This window comes from Ochrobactrum teleogrylli, assembly GCF_037482325.1.
In the GTDB taxonomy this organism is placed as follows: Bacteria; Pseudomonadota; Alphaproteobacteria; order Rhizobiales; family Rhizobiaceae; genus Brucella; species Brucella teleogrylli.
This window is the reverse complement of record NZ_JBBHKQ010000002.1, coordinates 284,134-308,916: the sequence shown is the minus strand read 5'-3', so window position 1 is coordinate 308,916 and position 24,783 is coordinate 284,134. Positions and strand designations below refer to the sequence as shown.

Here is a 24,783-nt window from a genome sequence, read left to right as displayed (position 1 = left end):
TTTTGGCGGGCTATTGATTGATAAGCGCAAGCCCGCGTGACTTGAAGTGTATCGAGACATCCGTGAGCGTTGGCAAGGCCTGTTCCGCTTCGGGGTCAACTATGAAGAGCTTGCCATGTTCGGTTTCGATCTCATACTCGATGTGATCGCCAAGATAAGCGGCATGCGCCACGCGCCCCGGAAAATCGCCGCCGGCGAGCGGCTGCAGGTTAACGGCGTTCGGTCGGATCGCCAGTTGTGCAGGCCCTGTTTTGGCATTACGCGCAGCGACACGATGCGTCAGTGCGCCAATGCGTATGACGGCCTCGTTATTCTCGGTGGCGATCACTTCGCAGGGCACGACATTGGCCTCGCCCATGAAGTCCGCGATAAACGCCGACGCCGGTGACTCATAGAGTTCACGCGGTGTGCCTTTCTGCGCAATATTACCATCCTTCATTACGATGATCGTATCGGATACGGCCAGTGCTTCATCTTGATCATGCGTTACATAGACTGCCGTGAAACCAAGCCGTTGCTGCAATTCGCGGATTTCCGTGCGCACGCGCCGCCGAAGCCGTGCATCGAGGTTGGATAGCGGTTCGTCGAGAAGCAGCACTTGTGGTTCCAGCACCAGAGCACGCGCCACGGCCACGCGCTGCTGTTGTCCGCCCGAAAGTTCGGCGGGCAGCCGGTGGCCCATGCCGCCCAATCCAACCAGCTTCAGTCCTTCTTCTGCTCGGTCGCGGGCTTCGGCTTTCTTGATGCCGGAAGATTCCAGCCCATAGGCGACGTTATCCAGCGAATTCATATGTGGAAACAGTGCGTAGGACTGAAACACCATCGAAACATCGCGTTCATTGGCTGGCAGATTGGTAACATCCTTGCCGCCGATCAGAATGCGGCCCGAGCTTGGGTGTTCCAGCCCCGCCAGCAGCCGCAAAGTGGTGGTCTTTCCGCAGCCTGAAGGGCCGAGTAAAGTGACCAGTGTTCCCGGTTCGACAATCAGGGACAAATCGGGCAGGGCGGTGAAGTTTCCAAATTTCTTGGAGACATTCTCGAATGTGACGGAGCCGGGGCGGATCGTCGTCATGCTACTTTCTCCTGATTGGCGGATTTGATCGGCGTGACAGTGGCGACACGATTTTCTCGCCTGAGTTTTCGTTCTCCGACAAGCAACTGAAAGCCGGTGATGATGACGATCATCACCACAATCAGCATTGAGGAGTAGGCAATGGCGACCCCGAATTGCCCATTTTCAACCAGTCCGACGATGTAGGATGTCGCCATGTTATACTGCGCGGACACCAGAAAGATGACGGCGCTGATCGATGTGATCGCGCGCACGAAGGAATACACCAGCGCTGCGGTTATGGCGGGGCGCAGGAGTGGCAGAATGACCTTGCGAATGGTGCGGAAGCTGTTTGCCCGCAAGGTCAGGGAAGCTTCATCAAGGCTTTTGTCGAGTTGGCTCATTGCAGCGACGCCGCCTCGCACGCCGACAGGCATGTTACGGAAAACGAAGCAGGCGATGAGGATTGCCGCAGTGCCGGTCATTTCGAGCGGCGGCAGATTGAACGCCATGATGTAGCTGACACCGATCACCGTGCCCGGAATTGCAAAGCTCAGCATCAATGCGAATTCGAACAGATTGCGGCCGACAAAGCGTTGCCGGACAATCAGATAGGCGGTGAGCAAGCCAACAGCGGCTGTGAGCGGTGCTGAGATCAGCGAGATTTCCATGGTGGTCCAGAACGAGTTCCACGCAACACCGGTCCATGCAATGCCGGTCTCGGTCCAGCCAATGGAGAAGGCGCGGGTATAATGCTCCAGCGTCAATGTATTATCGAGCCCCCACTGGCGCACAAAGCCGCCGATAAGGATCATGAGATAGACGATGACGGTGAATATCATCCACGGGATAACAAGCACGTAGACGCCGACTTTCAACCCGTGTGGCAAGGCGGCATGCATGCCTGAATCGCCCTTGCCGGTTACGGTCGCGAAGTTTTTGCCAGCGAGCCAAAGGCGCTGAATAAGGAATGCGGTGAGCGTGAAACACAACAACACCATGGCGAGGACAGCTGCGCGCGATGGATCATTTTGCGCACCCACCACTGCAAAGAAGATTTCCGTCGACAGCACGCCGTTGCTGCCGCCCAGAACCATCGGATTGCCGAAATCGGCCATGCTCTCGATGAAAGCGATAAGGAAGGCGTTGGCAAGGCCCGGCGCCATCAATGGCAGCGAGACCTTTCGGAAAGTGCGCCAGCGGTCTGCGCGCAAGGTTTGCGACGCTTCCTCCATCGACGGCGACACACCCTCAACAACGCCGATGAGGACCAGAAATGAAATCGGCGTAAAGGAAAGAACCTGCGCAATCCAGATGCCGGTCAAGCCATAGAGCCAACGCCCCGGCTCGACACCGAATATGTTGGAGATCTGTTCCGTGACCACGCCCGCGCGCCCGAACAACAAGGTAAGGGCCAAACCGACGACGAAAGGCGGCGTGATGATTGGAAGGATGGTGAGAAGTCGAAGCCCTTTCTTGAAAGGGAAGTTTGTGCGCGTCGCCACCAGGGCAAAGGCAAGGCCCATGATTGTCGAGCCAGAGGCCGTCATCAGTGCAAGCCATAAGGTGCGCCATGCAACACCGCAGCGACCTTCCCCCACCACGCAGGCGAGGCTCCAGATGGAGGAATCTTGTATGTTTCCGATGAACCCCTCCGGCTTGAATGAACCGTCGAAGTCCTGAACGGAACCGACAAACATGCTGAGCACCGGGTAGAAGACAAATACACCTACCAATGCGACGAGCAAGGTAATGGAGGAAACGACGAAAGCATCGCCTTTCATCACGCCACGTTCGGCAAGACCGAATGCGAAAATTAGCAAAAAGCAGAGACAGGTCAGGATTGCGCCTGCACCAAAGGCTGGTTGTCCATCGGCGAGCGTGCCAAAGAGACTTTCACTGATTGTCCAATTCCAACCGGAACCGCCAACAGCCAGCCCTTGAAGGACGAGAAACCCCAGACCAAAAAGGCTTGCCCAGATCAAGATGGAACTGCGCCTGCCCACAGACAAGGCTATGCGGGCAAATGCACAAACAAGCATAAGGGCCGCCGCCACGCCGAGCCAGGGACGGGAAAAAGCAACGATTTGCAGGATGCCGGGTGCAGTTGTGCTTTCGCTGAACAGGTCGCCAAGCCAGCCAAAACCAAGAAAGCCGTCTTCTATCCGATACCAGGGCAGGAAGACGAAGGCCACCAGCGCAAATGCGAGAACAATATCCAGTCTGCGGTTTTGCTGTACCATAGTGCGTCCGCTTCATTTCGGGTCTTGGAATTGTTGCGATGAATGGCGAGGCGTTAGCGGCAACGCCATTCAGGCAGACGCGTTGCCGGAAGCAGCAACGCGTTCAAACGGTGATCGAAGGTTTAAAACCCATCAGTTGGCTTGCGCGCCAATTTCCTTGTCCCAGCGCTCCAAGAGCTCCTTGCGTTTTGCAGGGTCACCATAGGTCTTGAAGTCATAATCGATGAGTTTGATGTCTTCGAAGCGCGGCGATTCCTTCGGCACTTCGGCAGACTTGTTCGATGGAAGCTGGAAGGATTTGGCATCCTTCATATGAGATTGTACTTCCGCGGTCAGCGCCCAGTCATACCATTTCTTGGCATTGTCGAGGTTCTTCGCGCCTTTAATGATGGACATGGAACCGATTTCGTAACCGGTGCCCTCACACGGCGCGACGGATTTGACTGGGAAACCTTCGGCAGTCATCGACACCGCATCATGCATGAAAACGATACCAATGCCGGTTTCACCACGCGCGGCGGATTTGACTGGTGCCGAGCCTGATTTGGTATATTGGGAGACGTTCTCATTGAGCTTCTTGAGGTAATCATAGGCCTTGTCTTCGCCCATGATCTGTACCAGCGTTGCAAGCGCCGTATAGGCCGTGCCGGAAGAGTTGGGATTGGCCATCTGAATTTCGCCCTTGTAGGACGCATCCAGCAAGTCAGCCCAGCATTTTGGTTCTTTGAGCTGCTTCTTGGCAAGAATATCGGTATTGTAGCCCCAGCCGAGCGCGCCGGCATAGACGCCAACCGTGCGATAGTTCGCGCTTTCCGCCTGCTTCTTGGCCCAATCCTGCAATTGATCAAGTATCGGTGATTTATATTCGAGCGTCAGCCCTTCCCCGGCGGCCTGCAAATGGGGGTCACCGGTGCCCGCCCACCAGATATCTGTTTTTGGATTGCGGGCCTCTGCGCGAACCTTGGCATAGGTTTCACCGGAAGAAAGCCGAACCATGTTCACGCTGATGCCTGTGTCTTTTTCGAACATGTTTTTCATTTGCTCGCAGATCACTACATCTGCCGAACAAATCAGATTGAGATTGCCAGCCGCATGGGCCGCAAAAGCCATTGACGAAATACCGGCGGCAAGCGCCGCAACCAAAAATGTCGAACGCATTCTTTCCCTCCCATTTTACGACGCCTCCACGTCGACGTTTTTGCAAACGTGTGCACAGTCTTTGCCTTTTATCGATAGCTGTCAACGGTTTTGCAAAATTCATTCTGAATTTTTCAGAAATAGTTCAATTGTTCTGTTTGTTGCGAGAATATGCACAGCCGTGCAGGGTACGAACTAATTGCATTGGCGATTATATATGAATCGTATATGGTATGTGTATAACACAGCAAATTCGGAGCCAACGATGGGTATAGTGAAGATCGCCGATGATCTGCATGAAGAATTGCGCAAGGCGAGCGATGTCATGTGTCGTTCGATCAACGCGCAGGCAGAATACTGGATGAAAATCGGCATGCTGGCGCAGGCCAATCCAGATATGTCGTTCAACGAAATCGTGCAGATGCAGTTGCGCGCCGCACAGGTGGAAATTCCGGTCATGGCTGTACGGCCATCATGACCAAGACGCCCGCCGAAGTGGAGCAGATGGCGATTTCAGGAGCGTTGTTGGCTTCTGTTTTCACACTGCTGGACCGTACACCGCTTGCCGGTATGACAACGATGCAGGTCAACGATCTGGTTGAGGGTTACATTACGGGTGAGTTGAAAGCGCGACCCGCCAGCAAAGGACAATATGAATATCCCTTTGTGCTGAACTGCTCGAAGGACGATGTCGTCTGCCATGGAATGCCGTCCCATGGTGATGTTATCGCTAATGGCGAGATCATCAATTTCGATATTACGCTTGAAAAGGGTGGCTATATCGCAGATTCCAGTAAGACTTACATGATCGGCGACGTCGCGCCGTTTGCCTCCCGTCTTGTACGCGTGACTTATGAAGCCTTGTGGAAAGGCATTGCGGCGGCTCGACCCGGCGCCACGCTGGGCGATATTGGCTATGCCATTGAGCGTCATGCCAAGCGGAACGATTACAGTATTGTGCGCGAGTATTGCGGCCACGGCATCGGACGAGAGATGCATGAAGAACCGCAGGTTCTGCATTTCGGCAAACCGGGTACGGGGGTTCGCTTGCGCGAAGGCATGGTTTTCACCATCGAACCGATGCTCAATCAGGGAACGGCCAAGGTGAAAACCGAAAAGGATGGATGGACCGTCGTTACACGCGACGGAAAACTATCGGCGCAATTCGAGCACACAGTTGCTGTCACCGGCAATGGCGTGCGTGTGCTGACCTTGCGTCCAGATGAGAAGAAGATGCTGGCAGCCATAAAGCATGCAGTGTGACTGCCGATTTGGCTATCGATTGTTCTCACGCCGCCATGTCTGGAATTTCTGCTCGAATTTCTCCTTGGTGCAAGGATAGAGCCCAATTATCGCTTCACCGTTCTTGACCTCTTCGAGCACGAAATCTTCGTATGTTTCCATCCCGATGCACTCCTCGGCGATTTCTTCGCAAAGATGCGCCGGAATGACCATGACGCCATCCGCATCGCCGACCAGCACGTCTCCGGGAAACACGGCGGCGTCGCCGCACGAAATCGGTACATTGATGTCGATGGCTTCATGCAAAGTCAGATTTGTTGGCGCCGACGCTTTTGCGCAATAGGCGGGCATGGATAATTCGCCAATTCCGGTCACGTCACGAAAGCCGCCATCGGACACAATGCCTGCCGCGCCACGCAGCGCAAGTCGCGTTACCAGTATCGACCCAGCGGTTGCCGCACGTGCATCCTTGCGTGCATCCATAACCAGCACCCAACCGGGCGGGCAGGTTTCGATGGCAACGCGCTGTTTGTGATCAGGATTGCGGAAAACAGTGATCGGGTTTCGATCTTCACGCGCGGGAATGTAACGCAAGGTGAAAGCCTGCCCGACCATGTTGTCGGGCTTGCGCGCCACTTGAAGCGCACCTTGAATGAACTGATTACGCAAACCGCGTTTATAAAGCGCCGTAGCAACCGAGGCCGTCGAGACGTTCTTCAGTTTGGCGCGGGTTTCTTCCGTGAGAACATAATCGGTCATGGTCTGCCTCTTAATAGATCACCGGTTCATCAACCGGACGGCCAAAGTCGGTTTTCAGGAAATCGAAGTCGCAACCCTTGTCGGCCTGTTCCACATGTTTGGAAAACACAAAGCCGTAGCCACGTTCATATTTGGGTTCAGGTGTCTTCCAGGCGGCGCGGCGTTCAGCCAGTTCTTCATCAGGAACAAGCATATTCAGGCTGCGGGCGGGGATGTCCAACTCCACCATATCGCCGGTCTTAAGCAGGGCTAGCGGCCCTCCAATGAAGGATTCCGGTGCAACGTGGAGCACACAGGCGCCAAAACTTGTTCCCGACATGCGGGCATCGGAAATGCGCACCATATCGCGCAGGCCGAGCTTCAAAAGTGCCTTCGGCATCGGGATCATACCCCATTCCGGCATGCCCGGTCCGCCTTGTGGTCCGGCATTGCGCAAGACAAGCACGGTGTCCGGCGTTAGGGGATAATCGGGATCATCAATGATCTTTTTCAGCTCGGGGTAGCTGTCTGCAACCAATGCCGGGCCTTTATGACGATGGAATTTCGGGTCGCAGGCCGCTGGCTTGATGACAGCTCCATCAGGACACAGGTTCCCCTTCAATACCGCCAGCGAACCCTCATGATAGACGGGGTTGGACAGTGGACGTATAACATCATCGTTCCAGATCTGGACCTTCTCCAGCCCTTCCACCAAAGCCTCGCCTGTCACGGTGATAGCCGTGGGGTCGAGCTTGTCGGTAAGTTGTTTCATCAATGCGCGGATGCCGCCTGCATAATAGAAATCTTCCATCAGATATGTCGTTCCCGATGGTCGAATATTGGCAATCACCGGTGTGGTGCGGCCGATGCGGTCGAGGTCGTCCAGCTCCAGTGGAATACCTGCGCGCCGCGCCATGGCAATCAAATGAATGATGGCATTGGTTGAACAGCCGGTGGCCATGGCGACGATAACGGCATTTTTGACAGCAGCAGGCGTAATGATCTGGTCGGGTTTCAAATCTTCCCAGACCATATCGACAATGCGGCGTCCGCATTGGGTCGACATGCGTTGGTGGTTGGCGTCGGCTGCCGGTATGGACGATGCGCCGGGAAGGGAGAGGCCCATGGCTTCGGCAATCACGGTCATCGTCGACGCGGTGCCCATCGTCATGCAATGCCCATAGCTGCGCGCAATACCGCCTTCTATGCCTTGCCATTCTTCCTTACCGATGGAGCCTGCGCGGCGCTCGTCCCAGAACTTGAACATATCCGTGCCGGATCCTAGCGTTTTCCCGGCATAATTGCCGCGAAGCATTGGACCTGCGGGCAGGAAAATGAAGGGTAGACCGGCGCTTGTTGCCCCCATGATGAGTGCAGGCGTGGTCTTGTCGCATCCGCCCATCAAAATGGCTCCATCGACCGGATGCGAGCGCAGCAGTTCTTCGGTCTCCATCGCGAGCATGTTGCGATAGAGCATTGTTGTGGGTTTCACGTAGCTTTCAGACAAGGACAGAGCGGGCAGTTCAAGGGGAAAGCCGCCTGCCTGCAAGATGCCGCGTTTGACCCATTCGACCCTGTCCTTGAAATGGGCATGGCAGGGCTGCGCATCCGACCATGTATTGATGATCGCGATGATGGGCTTGCCCTCCCAGTCCACCGGATCATAACCCATCTGCATTGTTCTGGAACGATGGCCCGAAGAACGCTGATCATCCGGCAACATCCAGCGCGCAGAACGCAGATCGACATATTGCTTCCTGGGCATTTCAATATCTCCCCGAAAATTTTCGGCCCTGCCTGTTATCAGCGAGCCTGCTTTTGTTGTGACTGTGCTTCACGCACCGGTGCATGAAAGTTAATCGCCACGCGTATAGTCTTGTGCTGTGAAAGCGCCGCCCTGATAGCGCCGCGTGATCGAATCGCCAGTTTCGGCGAGGTCGCCAAAACGCGAGGCGTCATCCTGCGGCACATAACCGATGCGGCTGGCATCGTCCTTTTCCCACCAGCGCCCGGCATTGGCGGAGATCCCCCAGACGACGGCAAAGCCGGTTTCCTGCGCCTCGACAGATCCGATCAACAACCGCACAAGATCGTCTTGCGAAAGCCAGGTGGCGAGGTGTCGTGCTTCGGTTGGTTCAGGAAGGCAGGAGCCGATGCGCACGTGAACGCTTTCGACGCCGTGTTTGTCGAACATCATTTGCCCAAGCAGTTCACCATAAGCTTTCGACAATCCGTAATAGCCATCAGGCTTGAAGGGATCATCGCTGCTCAGCACCGCATCGCGTTCATAAAAGCCAATCGTATGATTGGAACTTGCAAAAATCACCCTTTGCTTTTCAGCGCGCGCAGCCTCGAAAATATGTGTAACGCCGAGAAGGTTAGCACGGGCGATCAGATTGTAAGGCTTTTCGATACTGATGCCGCCAAAATGCAATATCGCATCGGTTCCGCAAACCAGTTCGGCAACCGCATCGGCATCGCTCAGATCCGCCTGTATGAATTCTGCACCTTCGGGCAAGGCATCGGGGAATGGTTCAATGTCGGATAAGCGCAGACGGTAACCGGCTTGTGACAGTTTTCGGGTGAGCATACGGCCAAGATTGCCGGAAGCCCCGGTCAAAAGGAGGTGTTTCATTCAATTAAATTCCCTTCATGCGCGCCACTTTTGCCCCGGCAACGGTGCTGGTTGCGAGATGCACACCGCCCGATTGCGGAGCTTCGACCAATTTGTCGGCGGGCGCCAAGCGATGCGAAGTCAGCGCGATCTGCTTCAGATCGGGACCGCAGAAGCAAGGCATTGTCGGTGCCGGAACCGGAACTGGAAAGCTAGCGAGCAGATTTCCATCCGCATCGAAGCGGTTCAGGACACCAGCCGACACACCCGCACTCCAATAAGCACCTTCGGCATCGCAAGCGCCGCCGTCCGGTCTGCCGGTACCTTCGTCGAGGTCGCGAATGCGTCTCTGGTTGCTAATACGGCCCGCCATGCGGTCAAAGGCGTAACGGTCGATCCATGGTCCCCGGGAATCCGTATGGAACATCGTGGTCGCGTCCGGTGTCCATGCAAGGCCGTTTGAAACCTCAAATCCCTTTGCCATGACCGCAGCTTGCCCATCGGCAGTAACACGATAAAGTTTCGCGATAGGTTCGCGTGTCGGGCGACAATCCATGCTGCCGATCCACAGCGCACCGTCGGGACCGATCTTGCCGTCGTTGAGCCGCGATGTTTCTGGCTCATCATAGCCGCCCCACAGGGGCTGCCTGTCACCGCTATCTGGGTCGAACAGAATGATTTCGCGTGCCAGCGCGACGATCAGCTTACCGCTTTCGGCAAGCCCGACGCATGGAACTTCGGCTTCAAAGGTCCAGTCTCGAACCGGGCCATGTTCAAGATCGATTTCGTAAAGCTTGCGCCCATTGATATCGCAGGCAAAAAGCTTCGCCCGGCGCTCGTCCCAGACGGGGCTTTCCATCAATGCGCCGCGCAGATCGGCAATACAGTGAAACGGTCCAATCATAATGCGTCTGTCTTTCTGCGGATAACATCCGGGTGGTTAAGAACGAAATCGGAGAGCTCCAAGCCAAGCCCGGCCCCTTCAAAGGGATAGATCATCCCGTTTTCAATCCGTGGCATCACCGTGACCAGATCGCGATACCATGAAGTGTAATAGGCCCGGACCGACTCTTGATAGATGGCATTGGGCGCATTGAGCGACAGGTGAATGGAGGCTGCGAAAACGACTGGTCCCGTGCAGTCATGCGGCGCAATAGGGCGCTGGAAGGCTTCGGCCATGGTGGCGATCTTCTTCGCTTCGGAAAGTCCGCCGCACCATGAAATATCCAGCATTACATAATCGGACGCATCGGCGCGCAGGACGTCGAGGAATTGAGCGCGGGTTGCCATTGTTTCGCTTGCACAAACCGCAATGCCGGATTTCTGGGCATAGACCGCAAGCGCTTGCGGATTCATCATTTTGATCGGGTCTTCCGACCAGAACGGGCGGAACGCCTTTAGCTCGCGCGCAATCGTCAGCGCCGATGTCAGGTCCCACATGGAATGGAACTCGACCATGATTTCCATTTTGTCACCGACAGCATTGCGTATCTGGCGGAACGGCTCAAGAGCCTTGTCCAGATCCTGCGCATGGATGAAATTTCCCCCCGAAACCACGGCGAATGGATCAAACGGCCATATCTTCATAGCCGTTATGCCTTCGGAAAGAAGACTTTCGGCAAGCGCGCCCGCGTCACGGTGAAAGGCAAGCTGGTCCTCGTAAGGTCCTTCCTTGCCTTCGTCCGTATCGCCGATATAGCGACGCGCACCGCTTTTGTTATAGGTGTAGCCTGCACAGGTATTGTAGGTGCGGATGGAGTGTCGCGACAACCCGCCCAGCAGCTGGTGTATGGGCTGGCCGGTGACCTTGCCAAAAATATCCCAAAGCGCGATGTCGATGGCGGACGTGGCGCGAATTTCCACGCCGGAAGACCGAAAGCCGACATAAGGCTCCAGCAGAAGTTTGGATATCCGGTCGATCGCCAGTGGGTTCTGCCCGATCAGTTGCGGTGCGATATCACTATGGATATAGGCCGCCACGGCATTCGCGCCGCGAAACGTCTCGCCCAGACCCACAATCCCCTCATTGGTGTGGATTTGAACCCACAAGATGTTGTTGAGGTGCGGCAACTGCACCGTCTCGACAGCCGTGATCTTCATCGTAGGCTCCTGTTCAGTCTGTCACGCTAATGCGCGGATGGTTGACGGTTGCGCGCGACAATTTGCGTGGGGTTGACGAAGCGCAGCGCCAAAAGAAGCCATACCAGCGAAGTCACCATGTAGATCACGGCCATGGCGTCGATGGATTGGACGGAACGAACACCGGCTGCGAACACCGAATAATAGAGTGCCACGACGAGTGTTTGCGATGTTGGCCCCGCTGTCAGGAAGGCGAGTTCAAACATTGCCACCGTTCGCACCAGAACCAGAAGCATGGCGGCGAGAACACCGGGCAGCAACATGGGCAGGAGCACATGGATGAAGAGTTTGAATGTTCCAGCGCCGAAGACCCGCGCCGCCGCCTCAACCTTGGGGTCGATCTGTTCAATGAAAGGGATCATGACGAGAATGACGAAAGGTACGGTCGGCACGAGATTAGCAAGAACGACCCCCCAGAATGTTCCGCCGACACCGAATTTATAGAGAACGGTCGCGAGCGGAATACCGAAGGTTATTGGTGGCACGAGCAGCGGCAAAAGGAAGATCAGCAGCACGAATTTCTTACCGGGGAAATCGCGTCGCGCCATGGCATAGGCGGCGGTTACACCGAGAATGCCGGATAGGATCACAACGGCAAAGACCACCTGAAACGTCACCAGCAAGACCTGATCCAGCTGGAATTCCGCCCATGCGGCTGCATACCAGCGTGTCGTGAAGGCATCCGGCAGCCATGTGCCAAGCCAGCGTGTGCCGAAACTCGACACGACGACAGCCGTAATAACCGCCAGAACGTTGAGGACAAAGAAGCCGGTGAGAAGCCAGACGGCGGTGATCCAGAGTTTGGAGAGAAGGGATGTGTCGCGAACCATGATTTATCCCTTTCCGCCGGCTGTCGAGCCACGATAGAAAAGTGAGCGGACGCCAAGGAGTGCGCCAACGACGAGCAACTGTACCGCTGCCATGATCATGGCAATTGAAGACGCCATGGAGTCGTCATATTGCTCGAACGCGGCCTGCGCCGCTGCAATGGATATGACGCGCGTAGGGCCGGATGGAGCGCCCAGAAGCACGGCGGATGGGAATACCGCGAAGGCCTGAACGAAGGTGAGGCAGGCCGCCACGACCAGACCGGGAACCAGCAGGGGCAACATGACATATCGAAAGCGCTGCCAGCTATTGGCTCCATGGGTGGCCGCCGCCCGTTCCAGTGCCGGATCAATGCCGGTTATATAGGAGAGCGTCAGTAGAAACGTGAATGGAAAAACGGTGATGACAAGTGAAGCGAACACACCCCAGTAATTATTGGTGAGTTTCAGCGGGCTGTCGATCAGGCCTATGAAAATCAGCGTGCGACTGAACCAGCCTTGCGGACCGAGATAGTTGAGAAGGCCTTCCGCGATCAGAACTGTGCCAAGCGTAATCGGCAGGACAAGAATGGTCGTCAGCAACCGCTGGCGTCGCATCAATCGAACGCGCAAGGCGATTGGTACGGCGAACATCACACTGATGATCGTCACCGGAACAGCAAGCCAGAGGGTCGCGCCGATGGTTTTGTAAAGAAATGGATCGGAGAAGAATTTGACGTAGTTGGCGAGCGCGCCGCCTCCATCCAGCGGATTGAACGACAGCACCAGCCCATAGAGGAATGGGTAGATGAAGACACCCACCACAAACAGCAATGCTGGGAGGATCAGTAATGTCACACCGTCGAAGCCGCGATTGGCGAGCCTTTGTCGCAGACTGGGCGTTAATGGCGCCTCGGCGTATCGCTCCTGAGCTAGATCAACCATGCCTCAGTCCTCCGCCGGAAAGACGAGTGCATTGGCTGCATCAATGCCGAGCGCAATCTGGCTGCCCGGTTCGACGCCTTTCGGGCCGTGAAAGATCAATTCCAGACCTGTTTGCGTGCGCGCTGTGCCCACATATTCGCGACCGCGATATTCGATGGTTTCAACGGTTGCCTGCAACGTATTCTGATGGCCCGAGCCGGAAACGACATCGTCGCCGCGTGCCATCAAAACGGCTTCGTCGCCAGTTTTTAAGGCGTCAACCGCACGTCCCGTCAGCGCGTTACCAGCGACGTCAATGGTTGCCTGACCATTTTCGATGCGCGTGACCTTGCCGGGGAGGGCGTTTCTGAATCCCATGAAGGCTGCAACATCTCTGTAGAGCGGCGCTTCATAAAGTTCGTTGGGCCTGCCGACCTGACGAATTTCACCATCGCGCAACACCACAATGCGGTCTGCAAGCGACAGGGCCTCGTCCTGATCGTGCGTAACGTAGATCGTGGTGGAACCAAGCTGATTGTGGATGCGACGAATTTCGGCGCGCATTTCGAGGCGCAGTTTTGCATCGAGATTGGATAGTGGTTCATCCATCAAGACCAGAGGAGGTTCGATGACAATCGCGCGGGCGATAGCCACGCGCTGTTGCTGACCGCCAGAAAGCTGTCCGGGAAGTTTTTCTTCCTGTCCCTGCAAGCGCACTAAGGCCAGCGCCGCACGGGCGCGCTTTTCGATCTCGCTTTTGGCAAGCCCTCGCATTTTGAGTCCAAAGCCGACATTCTGCAGAACGTTCATATGCGGAAACAGTGCATAGTTCTGGAAAACCATGCCAAAGCCGCGATCTTCCGGCTTCAACTGGTCGACACGACGATTGTCGATATAGATGCAGCCGCCCGTCGTGCCCAGAAGACCGGCAATACAATTAAGGGCCGTTGATTTTCCGCAGCCGGAAGGGCCGAGAAGTGCGATGAATTCGCCTTTCCGGATGGTGAGGTTGATTTCCCTCAGCGCATTGAAAGTTCCGAATGAACGGCTCATCCGGTCTAGCCGGAGTTCTTGAAAGGACATTGACGCAAACACCATGATTTGTTTGGCGATCATAGGCGCTTCCAGACGAGCCGATGTGGCTCGCCCGGAAATGCCCGTTTAAGAGCGCATCCCGAAAAGTGTGAAACGGTTTTCGGAAAAGATGCGCGTTAAAACGAAGCCTTAACTGGCCGCGACCTCTTCATCCCAGCGCCGGAATGCTGCGACAAGCGCCTCCGGTTCAAGCGGAAGTTCAATCGGATTGTTGGCGATCCACTCGGCATATTCCGGGCGCCCGAACTCAGCGATGACGTTCTGGCTTTCCTTCGGCGCCATCTCGATTGTCACGTCTTTGACGGCTGGGCCCGGATAGAAATAACCGGCATCGTAAGAATAAGCCTGCTGATCCGGCTTTAGTGCAAATTTGATGAATTCCATCAGGACGGCGATCTTCTCTTCCGAAACGCCCTTTGGAATTGCAAAATAATGCGCATCACAAACCCAATGGAAACCGTCGAGCTTGCTGACGCCCATTTCCTTCGGCACCACGCCGAGTGCACGTGGATTGATATCCCAGCCGGTGGTGGTCACCGTCATGTCGCGGGTGCCTTCGCCCAGTTCCTTCATCAGGGCGCCAGTGCCTGCCGGATAATATTCTATGTTTTTGTGCAGTTCCTTCAGATAGGCCCAGGTTTTATCCCAGCCCTTGATCGGGTCTTTTGGATTGCTGTCGCCGAGAAGATAGGGGAGCCCCATCAGGAATGTGCGGCCCGGGCCTGAATTGGCTGGACGTGCATAAATGAACTTCTTGGGATTTTCCTTTGTCCAGGCCAAAAGTTCTTCAGCGTTTTTAGGCGCGGTCTTGACCTTGTCGGGATGGTACTCAAGCAGCGGTCCCGACGGGTAATAGGACACCACCACGCCTTTGCCCTTCGACATTTCCTGCATGCGCCATGCTGGCTCAAGATAGATGTCCTGAAGCTTGGGCAAGCCGTTTTCCGGCAAGGCGATGATGTCGGTCCAGATATCATCTGCAAGTCCTGCCGAGAGCGCGTCAGGGCCGACAATGACCAGATCGATATCGATGCGATTGGCGCGCTGTTGGGCCTTGATCTTGCCCGGAAGTTCCGGCGCTGGCGCTTTATTGAAAGTAAAGCGCGAAACGAGCGCCTTTTGTTCGGATGCAAAATTGTCAAATATGGGCTGGGTCAAAGCGAGGTTGCCCGCAGCATCGATAACGTTCAGCGCAACGGGCGATGATGGCAGTTTTGCGGACTGGGCCCAAGCACCTTTCGGCAGCATGATGCCCATACCTGTTGCAAGCCCGGCCCCCGCCATGAATGTACGGCGTGAAATTCCCTTATTCATGTTCTCCTCCATTTTTGGTTCTGCGGTGCGCCCATCTTCTCCCTGTCAGGACGCCCTGATTTCATCTGTCAGACTAAGCCATCTGTCTCCCAACCTGCGACAATCTGCTGGAGCGTTTCGCGGTCGTGTTTTTCGAGTTGCGGCAATCCGGGAAGCCGGACCTTGCCCACGGCAAGCCCCTGAATTTGCAAGGCTTCCTTGACGACCGTAACATTGGCGCCATTGCGGTATTTCGTGCGCATGGTTTCAAATTCAGCGATGCTTTCGACGACCGATCGCGCGCGGTCGTAATCACCGGCCTCCAACGCATTCCAAACAGCAAGCGAACGCTGCGGTGCGACATTGACCAGTCCTGAAGTGAAGCCCCGTCCGCCAAGCGCGTAGAAGGGCAGGGCCCAGCTTTCCGCGAGACCGCAAATCCAGGTCGCGTCCATGCCTTTGGTCGCCCGGCAGCATTCGAAGAAAAGCATCGTGTTTTGCGATGCGAATTTTACCCCGGCAACTTTCGGATGGGTGGCGAGCCTGACCATTTCATCAAGCGGGATCAAGTCAGAACGGATATAGGCGACGATGGGTAGATCAATCGCTTCAGCAATCGCGATAAAATAATCAACCTGCGCATGCGGGGCCGCGAAGGGATCGAGCGGATGATGGATCATCACGCCGTCGGCACCTGCCGCGCTGGCAGCCTTTGCCACTTTTATGGCCTCACGTACCGAACGCCCCGCAGCAGCTGTGACCGCTGCCTTACCGGCGGCAGCTTCAATCGCTATCGATTGCAGGCGAATAACTTCGTCTTCCGTCAGGCTGTAGAACTCACCGGTGTTACCACCGCTGACGATATTATGAACGCGCGCATCGGCGATGCGCGAAACGATTTTCGCCGTCAGCACCGGTTCGATTTCGCCCTGTGCGTCATAAGCGGTTGCATGCACGCCCGAAATGCCGCGAAGCACTTGGCGATAGCCTGCTAGATCCATTGTTTCCTCCCAATAGGCCGGTCAGAAGACCAGCTCGATATGCGTCTCCCCTGCCTTTACGATGTGCTCACGCATCAATCGCTCGGCCAAATCTCCGTTTCTTTTGGTAATCGCCAGCATGATAGCCTCATGCTCGTTGAATGATTGACGCCGAACGTCATCGCGAGAAAGCACCGTCACCCGGGCCGCATGGTCATACATGCGCTGAGCGTTTTGCAGTCGTCGCAGATATTCACATCCGGACGCTTCATGAATGCCGTCGTGAAATTTCTCGTTCAGTTCGATCAATTCATCGACGTCGCCGGTTTCCACCGCCGCGCGCATTTCCTCAATGGTGGCGCGAAGAAAATCAAAAGCTTCCTCGCTTCCGTGTTTTGCAGCCTGCCGCGCAATGATGCTCTCCAGCGCAGCGCGCGCCAGCATCATCTCCTCCGCCTGACGTTCGCTGAAGCAGACAAAGGTGCCGCGACGCGATTCCGTTCGAACCAGACCTTCGCCCTCAAGCTGCCTCAGCGCTTCCTTGAGCGGACTGGTGCTGATGCCAAGATCGGCTGCAAGCTGACGTTCATTCAATTTCTCGCCGGATTTCAGCCGACCGGAAATAATCGCTTCCCGCAAGCTGTCATGCACATGGTCTCTGAGATTTCTCAGCTTAATCGGCTTGAGAGCTAATGCCTGCGAATCCAAAGCTCAAATCTCCCTGAAACTCCTCGCTTAAAGAAATAGCCGCCTATTTTGTGATATGTCAATATCTGATGTATCAGATTTTATGTCGCTAAGGCCTGCCTGTCACATAATGCATGAAGCGCATTTTGTTATTTTATGGAGGCGGCGTCGGCATGCGATTAAGTTTTACGTAGTGGAAAACAAAAATGGCGCCGCAGCGCCATTCTCAATAAACCCGAAACTGAGGCGAGAGTTACTCCGTCAGCGCCAGACGACGGCGAAGCCGTGCAGCCCTTCCACCAGTAACGTTGGCCGACAGCTTTTGAAAAGCGTCGAGATAATTGTCCTTGGTGCGAAGAATATGCGCAGCCAATATCGTGGATAGTTGGTCACGCTTGTTCTCGGCAAAGAGGCTGATCATATGCGCATGATCTTTATAGGAGCGGTCCGGTTCACCTTCTGCGCGAATGGCAAGATGAGTTCTCAAAGATGCCACGCGGCCTAGAATAAGATCGTAAGCATTTTTGAGATAGCGATTGCCGCAGTGATGAAAGAAGGCAAGGTGGAATGCGGTATCGGCGCGGCCATAAGCTTGCATATTGCCACGATCAATGGCCTCAGTCATGGCTTGCAACTGCTTCTGCAATTCGTTGACCGCCAGCGGAAGCGATTGTTGGGGCGTAAGCGCTATCGCTTGCTTTTCCAATCCAACGCGATAGTCGCAAAGTTCGGCAATGTCCTCCAGCGTCGGTGTGAAGACATAGGTGCCGGATTTTGGGACGATGATTACCAGCCCTTCCATCTGCAACAGATTGAGCGCTTCACGCACAGGCGTTCGGCTGACTTCAAATGCAGAGGCCAGAGTGTCTTCGGAGAGGTTTTCCCCAAAATCGAGCTCGGCGTCGACGATAGCCGCGCGTATTTTATCAGCGATCGTCGGGACAAGACTCTTGCGCGGGGGCGTTTTCGGCTTTGTCATGCCAGTACACGGTCTCCTCAAAGAATTTCCGGCAGCGCGTTCAAGATCGCTGCCGGTAATGTGGTCTAGTCGCGTTTCGCTTTCAAGCTCATGCAGAGGAAGAAGCTGATGATCGGAAATACTGCAAGTACCAGAAGCGAGATAGAAAAACTATCGGTCGCCGTTTTGACCCAACCCACAATATAGGGACCTGTAAAGCCGCCAATCTGTGCAAAGCCGTTGATTGCAGCCAGACCGCCAGCCGCTGCTGCACCAGTGAGGAACTGCGTCGGCAAGGTCCAAAAAACACCGAGATAGGACCAGAGAAAGAACGCACAGATGCAAAGCAGCAGCAGGCCCAGATAGGGATTGGGCGCTAGCGCGCTGGCTGCGAGGAATAGGCCGCCGAACAGGCCGGCAATGGCCGTGTGAATCTTGCGCTCGCCGGTGCGGTCGGAACTGCGCGAAATGACGACCAAACCGAGTGCCGCGAAAATGAACGGTATGGCCGAGACAAAGCCGGACTGCAGGGTCGTCAGGCCAAAAGTCTTCACGATCTGCGGCAGCCACATAATCACACCATACACGGCGATACCGTTGAACATATAGACCAACGTGAGGAGCCAAACCCGGAAATCGCTGAAGATTTCGCGCAGACTATGGCGTGTATCGGGCTGGGCGTTCTTTTCGTCAGCGGCAAGCTGTTCCAGAAGCCAGGCACGTTCGTCCGCGTCCAGCCATTTGCTGTCTTTCTGCGGTGAATCGACAAGATAGAAGAACGTGATAATGCCCAGCAGGACTGCGGGCAATCCTTCAAGGATGAACATCGCCTGCCAGCCGTGCAGGCCAAACAGGCCTTCACCAGCGTCGATCAGCCAGCCCGAAATCGGTGCGCCGATGACAATTGACAATACGGTTGCGGCCATGAAGAGGGCCGTCGCGCGACCACGTTCTTTGGCTGGGAACCAGTAGGTCAGATAGAGGAGTACGCCTGGCGCAAAACCGGCTTCGGCTACACCGAGCAGAAAGCGCAGAATATAGAAGGAGGTTGGCCCCTGCACGAAGGCCATCGCACAGGAGACAATGCCCCAGGTGACCATGATACGGGCGATCCAGATGCGCGGACCGACTTTGTGCAGGATCATGTTGCTGGGGATTTCAAAAGCCAGATAGCCGATGAAGAAAATTCCCGCGCCGAGACCGAACATATAAGGCGTCAGGCCGATATCTTCGTTCATATGCAGTGCGGCAAAGCCGATATTCACGCGATCCAGATAGTTCACGATGAAGCAAATGAAGCAGAACAGGACAATGCGCATGTTGAGCTTGCGGATCGTCCGGTCGCGTAGACTGGTATTCAATTGAGCGCCGTCAGCACGGATAGCATCCGCCATGACATTCCTCCCTAAGCTTTGATGTCGCCCTCCGCGACACCTTTCGGCGGCACCTATAGACTGGAAAAGAAGTACGCACAAGTGGAATACATAATCTAGAACCCTAGTTGACAATCGGACCGATCTGGTCATTCTTGCCGCCGAATGAAACATGACGCCCTTTATGGCGGGAGGATAGAAGTGCAGCAATCACAATCGGCAAACATCGGCTCCGGTTATTTCGTTGACCGAACGGTTTTGGTCACCGGCGGTGCATCGGGGATCGGACGCGCCGTTACCGACAAGCTGGTTGGTCTCGGCGCGTTAGTTGCGGTGTGGGATATCAATGCTGAACGGCTTGCTGAATGTCAGTCGGCCCACGGCGACCGCGTGCTGACGGCGAATGTCGATGTTGCGGACCGCGCATCCGTTGAAGTTGCCATGAACGCGCTAGTAGGGTCGCTTGGTGGTGTAGATCATCTCTTGAACAATGCCGGTATCATCGGTCAGCGCATGACTGTCGAAGATATGAACGAGCCGGAACTCGACCGGGTTCTCGGGGTCAATCTGAAGAGCGCTTTCTATGTTTCCAGCGCCTTCATTCGCGCTCCTTCCAGTCGTGCGGATCGTTCCGTGGTGAATTTGTCTTCGATTGCCGCGCGCACCGGCGGTATGGTTGGCAATATCGTTTACGCAACCACCAAAGGTGCGATTGCGTCCTTTACTGTCGCACTTGCCAAAGAGCTTGCGCCGAAGGCACGTGTTAACGCATTGGCGCCCGGCGTCATCAACACGGAAATCCAACAGGACGTTTTTGCCGATCCCGCCAATATTGAAGCGATGGCCAATATGATTCCGCTCAAAAGGCTTGGGACCGCCGCTGAAGTTGCAGATGCTGCGGTTTGGCTCCTGTCTGGAGAGGCGTCCTATATCACCGGTGTTGTCGTAGACGTATCCGGCGGTCGCTGAAGAGGGAGAGCATAATGAAGAACACAGCTGAAAAATTGAGAGCTGATATTGAAACGGGTCGTCTGGTTCAGGCTCCGGGTGCCGCCGACGCATTGACTGCACGTCTGGTTGAGATGGCACAATTTCCCGCCATTTACATGACGGGTTTTGGGGCGACGGCCTCGCGGCTCGGTCTACCGGATATCGGCCTGCTGTCGCAAACGGAAATGACAACGCATGCGCGTGACATGGTCCGGGCGGTTGATATTCCTGTGATTGCTGATGCTGACACCGGTTACGGTGGCCCCGCCAATATCTGGCGAACGGTTGAAGAGTATATTCAGGCTGGCGTTGCTGCAATCCATCTTGAAGACCAGCAATTGCCAAAGCGATGCGGCCAGCGGTCGGGCGTACGCATCATTCCGGCAGAGGAAAACATTCGTCGTTTGCGCTGCGCTGTCGAAGCGCGCGGCCAGCATCCCATGTTGTTGATAGCGCGGACTGATGCAATCCAGAGCGAGGGCATTGACGAAGCTATTCGTCGCGCAAAACTCTATCAGGATGCAGGCGCCGACCTCGTTTTTGTCGATGGTATCAAGAAGATCGCTGAAGTTGAGGCGGTTTCCAAGGGCGTGCATGGTCCCAAGGTTGTCAGCATTGTTGATGGCAACGAGACCACCGCACTCAAGGCAAAAGACCTGGAAGAGCTCGGTTTCAACGTTGCTTTCTATGCGCTCTCGGCTCTTTTCTCTGCGGTTAAGGCCGTTCGAGATACCCTTGATGTGTTGAAGGCAGATGGAACCCCGCATAATCGCGCAAGCGCCATGGTATCATATGCAGAGTTCAGTGCTGTCACTGGACTTGCAGGGTTTGATGCACTGGACGATCGTTACGGCTGGCCGGAACACAAGGAATAGTCCCAAACGAAAACAGGTGGCCCGCTTTCCGGCGGGCCACCTGTTTTGTGTCATGGTCGGGTTGGGGCAGGGACTGCCCCAAGTGGGTTGTTTGTTATGCCTTGCCGAGACGCTTGCGCAATTCGGTGTTTTCGGAGCGAAGCTTTGCAGCCAGTTCCTTGCGCAGCTTGAGGTTTTCAGCTTCCAGTGCAACAAGCGCCTTGAGATCATCGCTCGACGATGCCTTGGCAGCAGCCGGTGCTGCGGTCTTTCCAGCGGCATTCTTCCAGTTGTAATAGGTCTGTTCGCTGACTTCAGCCTGCTGCAATGCAGCTTTCAACGTGACCTTGCCACCCTTGGTAGCCTTTTCAACGGAGGCAAGAATAGAAGCGCGTTCGGCTGGCGAATATTTCTTCACCTTGCGGCCAGCTGGTGCTGCAGCAACTGCAGCGGCCTTGGGTGCGCTCTTGGCAGCTTTGGGAGCCTTGGCTGCCTTCGCCGCAGGCTTTGCAGCGGCTGCTTTAGGCTCGGCCTTCTTGCGCGGTGCACGGGTTTTCGGCTTGCTGCTTGCAGGCTCTGCGGCAGCGGTCTGGTTTGCTTCTACAATGGTTTCATCAGCCATGTTCAGTTTCTCCTGAATTGATACTCGGGTAAGCTTTCCGGGTGCCGAATATATGGGACAATGCTTAATGCAACCATAAGTGCCATTACTTTGACAATTTGTGAAGAGATGCCATCCAAAGACATGCGGCGAGCGATCTATTATGAAGGCGGATTGATTGTTGAAAACGGGCCCCGAAATCTATAGGTAGAGCGCAGTACCTGTCGTACACTTCCATGGAATTTGATCGAGAAAGCTATTTTCGGATGAAGAATCCAATCCGCAATGTTGTGGTTGAATATAAGAACCGGCGTGCGCGCAAGAGCGGCAACTCTCTTTGGGGCAACCTTGATCTGAAATCGATTGCCCGTGAAGTGGACAAGGATGTCAAGGCACCGCACGCAGCCGAGCCGTCAAAGCCCGCTATCCCGCAAACTAGCAGTAAGCCTGCTGAGACCATCCAAGAACCCGCCCCACAGGGGAAAGCCATTGTTGAGCCGGTAATCTTGGAAGCAATCACGTCCCAACAAGAAACCAAAACGCTTCCGGCTATCGCCGCTCCCGTCTCGGCAACGCCTGAAAAGAAAAAGCGAAATACTCGCCGCCACTTGAAGCCAATTGCTGACAAGCCGGTAAAGGCAAAACCATCTCCGCGCGCGAAACTTGATATTCTGGATGAACTGCAAGCGCTTGAGGCCGAGAATGCTGCACTAAAACGACAGCTGGCTGAAAAGCTCGCCGCCGAAAACCAGAAAATGCGAAAAATGCTCCATCGTATAGAGACGCAGATCGAACCTTAGTCCTGACTGTCTGGTGGTAGCGTCACAAGTTTTTCTAGATCGATAGCGGCTTATCAAAGGCTGCGAAACATGCATGCCATCGCATCAACGAGCTTTGGCTTCAGACGCTGGCGTTTCCTTCTTTATGAGAAGCCCTTCCAGCAAAGTGCGAAATGTCTGCACAGCCTTTTTTGAGGTGACTTGCGGGTCTTCTGCATTGGCGATCCATTGGGCGGCGCTACTGCTGGCTGCATTAATGAGGCGCGCGGCAGCTTCCGGGTCAATGTCTACGATAATACCAGCCTTTTGCAGATCCGTGAGACTGCGGGCGACCGTTGCAATACAGCCATTGGCATTTGGCCAGCCGGACGGGTCTCCAAGCACCGCGGGACCGTCTCTGAACATGATGCGCTGAATTTCCGGCTCCAGCGCCATCTCAACATAGGCGACATTCTCATCCACAAAGCCCTGCCAGGGTGTCGCGGCGCGGGACGAAATCGCGCAAAGCCTGCCGGTCATTTCAGCATCAATCTGATTGACGACAGCTTGCAGGAGGCCTTTTTTGTCGCCGAAGTGGTGGTAAAGCGCGCCTCTGGTCAGACCGGCTGCGCCCGTAAAGTCATCCATTGAGGCATCGGCATAGCCCACTGTACCGAATGCCTTCCGTCCCGCGGCCAGCAGCTTTTCCCGGGTTTCAGCAATCATTTCGCTACGGGGTTTGCGCACATTATTCTCCAGTTTTCACATACGTGACGTATATTAGTTGACATGCGCCACGTATCAAGTAATTAATTAACATACGCCACGTATGTAAATGGCAAAATCCTTTGCACCAAGGAACAGGTCCATGTCCAACCCCTATAAAGAGATATTCAGCGCGCCCGGCGCGCTTGGCTTTTCCGCCGCTGCGGGTTTTGCGCGGCTTCCAATGGCAATGGCTCCAATCGGAATCGTCGCGATGCTGTCTCTGACGCACGGCGAATATTGGCTGGGTGGCGCAGTTTCCGCTACCTTTGCCTTGACCAACGCGTTTCTGTCGCCGCAGATATCGCGGGCTGTCGACAAATTTGGGCAACGGGCCGTCGTAGGGCCGGTAACCATTGTTTCGGTGGTTGCGGTCGCGGCGCTGATTTTGGCTGCCAATCAAAAATGGCCCAACTGGACCCTATTCGTATCGGCCTTTTTGGCCGGAACAATGCCAAGCATATCCGCGATGGTACGGGCACGATGGACCGAGATCTTTCGTGACCGACCAGAGTTGAACACCGCCTTTGCATTTGAGTCGGCTGCCGATGAATTGGTCTATATCGCCGGCGCTTCGCTCTCGGTTGGCTTGACCGTAGCTCTTTTCCCAGAGGCCGGGATGTTGATCAGCACGGTCTTTCTCGCTGTTGGCACCATTGCTTTTCTCGCTCAGCGTTCAACAGAGCCCAAACTCCGCATGCCTGACCAAAATGTTTCGCAGCGTTCCGCTATCAGGCTTCGTTCGGTTCAAATTATCACCCTGGCTTTGGTATTCGTGGGATCGACTTTCGCCACGGCGGAAGTTAGTGCTGTCGCGATCACCAGGGAGCTTGGCCAGCCCAACATGGCAAGCTTGGTTATTGGTGTATACGCCATCGGATCCTTTGTGGTCGGTCTGACGCTAGGCGCGCTCAAACCCAGAATTCAATTGCCGCTACAGCTGCTCATTGCGGTTAGCGTCCTTGCAATCACCGCCCTGCCGCTCTTGTTTGCAAGCTCGTCGGTCGCTCTACTGGCCGTGGCTGTCTTTATCAGCGGCATAGCCATTTCGCCGACTTTCATCACAGCTTTCGGTCTCATCGAACGCCGCGTGCCGGAAAGCATGCTGACTGAAGGTATTACCTGGGTCATGACGGGGATCGGTATCGGGATGGCGCTCGGTGCGTTCATCGCGGGCTGGGTCGTCGATAATTTTGGTGCTGCGAACGGCTTCTGGGTGTCGATTGTTGCAACTGTGACGACCGTTTTAATCGTCGGATTGGGACAGAGGGCTTTGTCTGGCGAGCGTACAACATTGGCCGTCGCCGAGCGCTGTTCGGCGCAGCCTGCTGAATAACGGCTTGTATAATCATGAGGCCCCTGACGGAAAGAACGTTGGGGGTCATTTTTATCTGCATTCCCAAATAGTGAAACAAAGCTCGATTTTTGATCGCTATTTTTAGTGAGGCCTGTCCGCCTTGCCAGCTCTGCTATCGCCTTCGAATTGTTATGCTTCCTACCAATAAAAAGAAGAGAATTGGTCAACGTTAAATCCA

Annotated in this window: 24 protein-coding genes; 6 read left to right on the top strand and 18 right to left on the bottom strand. The window is 55.2% G+C overall.

The features are described from left to right. Positions 1 to 10 precede the first annotated feature (10 nt). The 3 genes from WIX40_RS18970 to WIX40_RS18960 all read right to left on the bottom strand — a co-directional run bounded on the left by WIX40_RS18970 (position 11) and on the right by WIX40_RS18960 (position 4,452). Entirely contained in the window at positions 11 to 1,072 is a 1,062-nt protein-coding gene (locus WIX40_RS18970) for an ABC transporter ATP-binding protein (protein ID WP_339441444.1), read from the bottom strand. Then, a complete protein-coding gene (locus WIX40_RS18965) occupies positions 1,069 to 3,294 on the bottom strand; it encodes an ABC transporter permease (protein ID WP_339441443.1) in 2,226 nt (741 codons plus the stop codon). The genes WIX40_RS18970 and WIX40_RS18965 overlap by 4 nt, the downstream gene beginning before the upstream one ends. Positions 3,295 to 3,426: 132 nt before the next feature. Further along, on the bottom strand, positions 3,427 to 4,452 hold the full coding sequence (locus tag WIX40_RS18960) for an ABC transporter substrate-binding protein (RefSeq protein ID WP_339441441.1): 1,026 nt from the start codon (positions 4,450 to 4,452) through the stop codon (positions 3,427 to 3,429). Positions 4,453 to 4,696: 244 nt separating this feature from the next. On the opposite strand from WIX40_RS18960, the gene WIX40_RS18955 reads away from it, so the two are divergent. Beyond that, positions 4,697 to 4,909 (top strand): ParD-like family protein, encoded by a 213-nt coding sequence (locus tag WIX40_RS18955; protein WP_109365955.1) that lies wholly within the window; start codon positions 4,697 to 4,699, stop codon positions 4,907 to 4,909. After that, positions 4,906 to 5,694 (top strand): type I methionyl aminopeptidase, encoded by a 789-nt coding sequence (gene map, locus WIX40_RS18950; RefSeq protein ID WP_339441439.1) that lies wholly within the window; start codon positions 4,906 to 4,908, stop codon positions 5,692 to 5,694. Before WIX40_RS18955 ends, map begins: the two co-directional genes overlap by 4 nt. A gap of 12 nt (positions 5,695 to 5,706) precedes the next feature. Here the strand turns inward: map and WIX40_RS18945 are convergent, their stop codons facing one another. From WIX40_RS18945 to WIX40_RS18885, 13 genes are all read right to left on the bottom strand, one after another. Further along, on the bottom strand, positions 5,707 to 6,432 hold the full coding sequence (locus WIX40_RS18945) for a ribonuclease activity regulator RraA (RefSeq protein WP_339441437.1): 726 nt from the start codon (positions 6,430 to 6,432) through the stop codon (positions 5,707 to 5,709). A gap of 10 nt (positions 6,433 to 6,442) precedes the next feature. Then, positions 6,443 to 8,176, bottom strand: coding sequence for an L-arabinonate dehydratase (gene araD, locus WIX40_RS18940; protein WP_339441435.1), 1,734 nt, complete (start codon positions 8,174 to 8,176; stop codon positions 6,443 to 6,445). A 90-nt stretch (positions 8,177 to 8,266) separates the two neighbouring features. After that, a complete protein-coding gene (locus WIX40_RS18935; RefSeq protein WP_109365959.1) occupies positions 8,267 to 9,046 on the bottom strand; it encodes an NAD-dependent epimerase/dehydratase family protein in 780 nt (259 codons plus the stop codon). Between the two features lie 4 nt (positions 9,047 to 9,050). Beyond that, a complete protein-coding gene (locus WIX40_RS18930; protein WP_339441433.1) occupies positions 9,051 to 9,929 on the bottom strand; it encodes an SMP-30/gluconolactonase/LRE family protein in 879 nt (292 codons plus the stop codon). Beyond that, positions 9,926 to 11,125: a mandelate racemase/muconate lactonizing enzyme family protein gene (locus WIX40_RS18925; protein WP_339441431.1), complete on the bottom strand. Its 1,200-nt coding sequence runs from the start codon at positions 11,123 to 11,125 to the stop codon at positions 9,926 to 9,928. The genes WIX40_RS18930 and WIX40_RS18925 overlap by 4 nt, the downstream gene beginning before the upstream one ends. 26 nt (positions 11,126 to 11,151) lie before the next feature. Beyond that, positions 11,152 to 11,994 (bottom strand): ABC transporter permease, encoded by an 843-nt coding sequence (locus tag WIX40_RS18920; protein WP_339441430.1) that lies wholly within the window; start codon positions 11,992 to 11,994, stop codon positions 11,152 to 11,154. A gap of 3 nt (positions 11,995 to 11,997) precedes the next feature. Further along, a complete protein-coding gene (locus tag WIX40_RS18915; protein WP_339441428.1) occupies positions 11,998 to 12,915 on the bottom strand; it encodes an ABC transporter permease in 918 nt (305 codons plus the stop codon). 3 nt (positions 12,916 to 12,918) lie between these two features. Then, the gene (locus tag WIX40_RS18910) at positions 12,919 to 13,992 is read right to left on the bottom strand and encodes an ABC transporter ATP-binding protein (protein ID WP_339442358.1); all 1,074 of its coding nucleotides are present in this window, start codon (positions 13,990 to 13,992) and stop codon (positions 12,919 to 12,921) included. A 126-nt stretch (positions 13,993 to 14,118) separates the two neighbouring features. Next, on the bottom strand, positions 14,119 to 15,273 hold the full coding sequence (locus WIX40_RS18905) for an extracellular solute-binding protein (RefSeq protein ID WP_339442356.1): 1,155 nt from the start codon (positions 15,271 to 15,273) through the stop codon (positions 14,119 to 14,121). Between the two features lie 98 nt (positions 15,274 to 15,371). After that, positions 15,372 to 16,283: a dihydrodipicolinate synthase family protein gene (locus WIX40_RS18900; RefSeq protein ID WP_339441426.1), complete on the bottom strand. Its 912-nt coding sequence runs from the start codon at positions 16,281 to 16,283 to the stop codon at positions 15,372 to 15,374. Positions 16,284 to 16,304: 21 nt separating this feature from the next. Next, positions 16,305 to 16,913: a GntR family transcriptional regulator gene (locus WIX40_RS18895; RefSeq protein ID WP_121538071.1), complete on the bottom strand. Its 609-nt coding sequence runs from the start codon at positions 16,911 to 16,913 to the stop codon at positions 16,305 to 16,307. 289 nt (positions 16,914 to 17,202) lie between these two features. Further along, positions 17,203 to 17,928: a GntR family transcriptional regulator gene (locus tag WIX40_RS18890; RefSeq protein WP_339441424.1), complete on the bottom strand. Its 726-nt coding sequence runs from the start codon at positions 17,926 to 17,928 to the stop codon at positions 17,203 to 17,205. A 65-nt stretch (positions 17,929 to 17,993) separates the two neighbouring features. Further along, the gene (locus WIX40_RS18885) at positions 17,994 to 19,301 is read right to left on the bottom strand and encodes an MFS transporter (RefSeq protein ID WP_124915482.1); all 1,308 of its coding nucleotides are present in this window, start codon (positions 19,299 to 19,301) and stop codon (positions 17,994 to 17,996) included. Between the two features lie 180 nt (positions 19,302 to 19,481). Here WIX40_RS18885 and WIX40_RS18880 point away from each other — a divergent pair, with 180 nt between their 5' ends. Both WIX40_RS18880 and WIX40_RS18875 read left to right on the top strand, forming a co-directional pair. Continuing rightward, positions 19,482 to 20,249 carry an SDR family NAD(P)-dependent oxidoreductase gene (locus WIX40_RS18880; protein WP_339441423.1) on the top strand — a complete coding sequence of 256 codons (768 nt, stop codon included), beginning with the start codon at positions 19,482 to 19,484 and terminating at the stop codon, positions 20,247 to 20,249. A gap of 14 nt (positions 20,250 to 20,263) precedes the next feature. Beyond that, entirely contained in the window at positions 20,264 to 21,145 is an 882-nt protein-coding gene (locus tag WIX40_RS18875; protein WP_339441421.1) for an isocitrate lyase/PEP mutase family protein, read from the top strand. Positions 21,146 to 21,239: 94 nt separating this feature from the next. Here the strand turns inward: WIX40_RS18875 and WIX40_RS18870 are convergent, their stop codons facing one another. Beyond that, a complete protein-coding gene (locus WIX40_RS18870) occupies positions 21,240 to 21,746 on the bottom strand; it encodes a transposase (RefSeq protein ID WP_171319769.1) in 507 nt (168 codons plus the stop codon). A gap of 215 nt (positions 21,747 to 21,961) precedes the next feature. Here WIX40_RS18870 and WIX40_RS18865 point away from each other — a divergent pair, with 215 nt between their 5' ends. Further along, positions 21,962 to 22,525: a hypothetical protein gene (locus tag WIX40_RS18865; protein ID WP_339441419.1), complete on the top strand. Its 564-nt coding sequence runs from the start codon at positions 21,962 to 21,964 to the stop codon at positions 22,523 to 22,525. An 84-nt stretch (positions 22,526 to 22,609) separates the two neighbouring features. Here the strand turns inward: WIX40_RS18865 and WIX40_RS18860 are convergent, their stop codons facing one another. Further along, positions 22,610 to 23,230: a TetR/AcrR family transcriptional regulator gene (locus tag WIX40_RS18860; protein WP_339441417.1), complete on the bottom strand. Its 621-nt coding sequence runs from the start codon at positions 23,228 to 23,230 to the stop codon at positions 22,610 to 22,612. Between the two features lie 121 nt (positions 23,231 to 23,351). On the opposite strand from WIX40_RS18860, the gene WIX40_RS18855 reads away from it, so the two are divergent. Beyond that, positions 23,352 to 24,584, top strand: a complete 1,233-nt coding sequence (locus tag WIX40_RS18855; protein WP_339441415.1) for an MFS transporter — start codon at positions 23,352 to 23,354, stop codon at positions 24,582 to 24,584. Positions 24,585 to 24,783 lie beyond the last annotated feature (199 nt).

What these genes read in the sequence shown, in the direction of transcription:
- WIX40_RS18955 (WP_109365955.1), top strand. Translation starts at nt 4,697, where the DNA reads ATGGGTATAGTGAAGATCGCCGATGATCTGCATGAAGAATTGCGCAAG.
- WIX40_RS18930 (WP_339441433.1), bottom strand. Translation starts at nt 9,929, where the DNA reads ATGATTGGACCGTTTCACTGTATTGCCGATCTGCGCGGCGCATTGATG.
- WIX40_RS18935 (WP_109365959.1), bottom strand. Translation starts at nt 9,046, where the DNA reads ATGAAACACCTCCTTTTGACCGGGGCTTCCGGCAATCTTGGCCGTATG.
- WIX40_RS18925 (WP_339441431.1), bottom strand. Translation starts at nt 11,125, where the DNA reads ATGAAGATCACGGCTGTCGAGACGGTGCAGTTGCCGCACCTCAACAAC.
- WIX40_RS18905 (WP_339442356.1), bottom strand. Translation starts at nt 15,273, where the DNA reads ATGGCGGGGGCCGGGCTTGCAACAGGTATGGGCATCATGCTGCCGAAA.
- WIX40_RS18855 (WP_339441415.1), top strand. Translation starts at nt 23,352, where the DNA reads ATGTCCAACCCCTATAAAGAGATATTCAGCGCGCCCGGCGCGCTTGGC.
- WIX40_RS18920 (WP_339441430.1), bottom strand. Translation starts at nt 11,994, where the DNA reads ATGGTTCGCGACACATCCCTTCTCTCCAAACTCTGGATCACCGCCGTC.
- WIX40_RS18910 (WP_339442358.1), bottom strand. Translation starts at nt 13,992, where the DNA reads ATGGTGTTTGCGTCAATGTCCTTTCAAGAACTCCGGCTAGACCGGATG.
- WIX40_RS18900 (WP_339441426.1), bottom strand. Translation starts at nt 16,283, where the DNA reads ATGGATCTAGCAGGCTATCGCCAAGTGCTTCGCGGCATTTCGGGCGTG.
- WIX40_RS18890 (WP_339441424.1), bottom strand. Translation starts at nt 17,928, where the DNA reads ATGACAAAGCCGAAAACGCCCCCGCGCAAGAGTCTTGTCCCGACGATC.
- WIX40_RS18965 (WP_339441443.1), bottom strand. Translation starts at nt 3,294, where the DNA reads ATGGTACAGCAAAACCGCAGACTGGATATTGTTCTCGCATTTGCGCTG.
- WIX40_RS18865 (WP_339441419.1), top strand. Translation starts at nt 21,962, where the DNA reads ATGGAATTTGATCGAGAAAGCTATTTTCGGATGAAGAATCCAATCCGC.
- WIX40_RS18970 (WP_339441444.1), bottom strand. Translation starts at nt 1,072, where the DNA reads ATGACGACGATCCGCCCCGGCTCCGTCACATTCGAGAATGTCTCCAAG.
- WIX40_RS18945 (WP_339441437.1), bottom strand. Translation starts at nt 6,432, where the DNA reads ATGACCGATTATGTTCTCACGGAAGAAACCCGCGCCAAACTGAAGAAC.
- araD (WP_339441435.1), bottom strand. Translation starts at nt 8,176, where the DNA reads ATGCCCAGGAAGCAATATGTCGATCTGCGTTCTGCGCGCTGGATGTTG.
- WIX40_RS18960 (WP_339441441.1), bottom strand. Translation starts at nt 4,452, where the DNA reads ATGCGTTCGACATTTTTGGTTGCGGCGCTTGCCGCCGGTATTTCGTCA.
- WIX40_RS18885 (WP_124915482.1), bottom strand. Translation starts at nt 19,301, where the DNA reads ATGGCGGATGCTATCCGTGCTGACGGCGCTCAATTGAATACCAGTCTA.
- WIX40_RS18915 (WP_339441428.1), bottom strand. Translation starts at nt 12,915, where the DNA reads ATGGTTGATCTAGCTCAGGAGCGATACGCCGAGGCGCCATTAACGCCC.
- WIX40_RS18875 (WP_339441421.1), top strand. Translation starts at nt 20,264, where the DNA reads ATGAAGAACACAGCTGAAAAATTGAGAGCTGATATTGAAACGGGTCGT.
- map (WP_339441439.1), top strand. Translation starts at nt 4,906, where the DNA reads ATGACCAAGACGCCCGCCGAAGTGGAGCAGATGGCGATTTCAGGAGCG.
- WIX40_RS18870 (WP_171319769.1), bottom strand. Translation starts at nt 21,746, where the DNA reads ATGGCTGATGAAACCATTGTAGAAGCAAACCAGACCGCTGCCGCAGAG.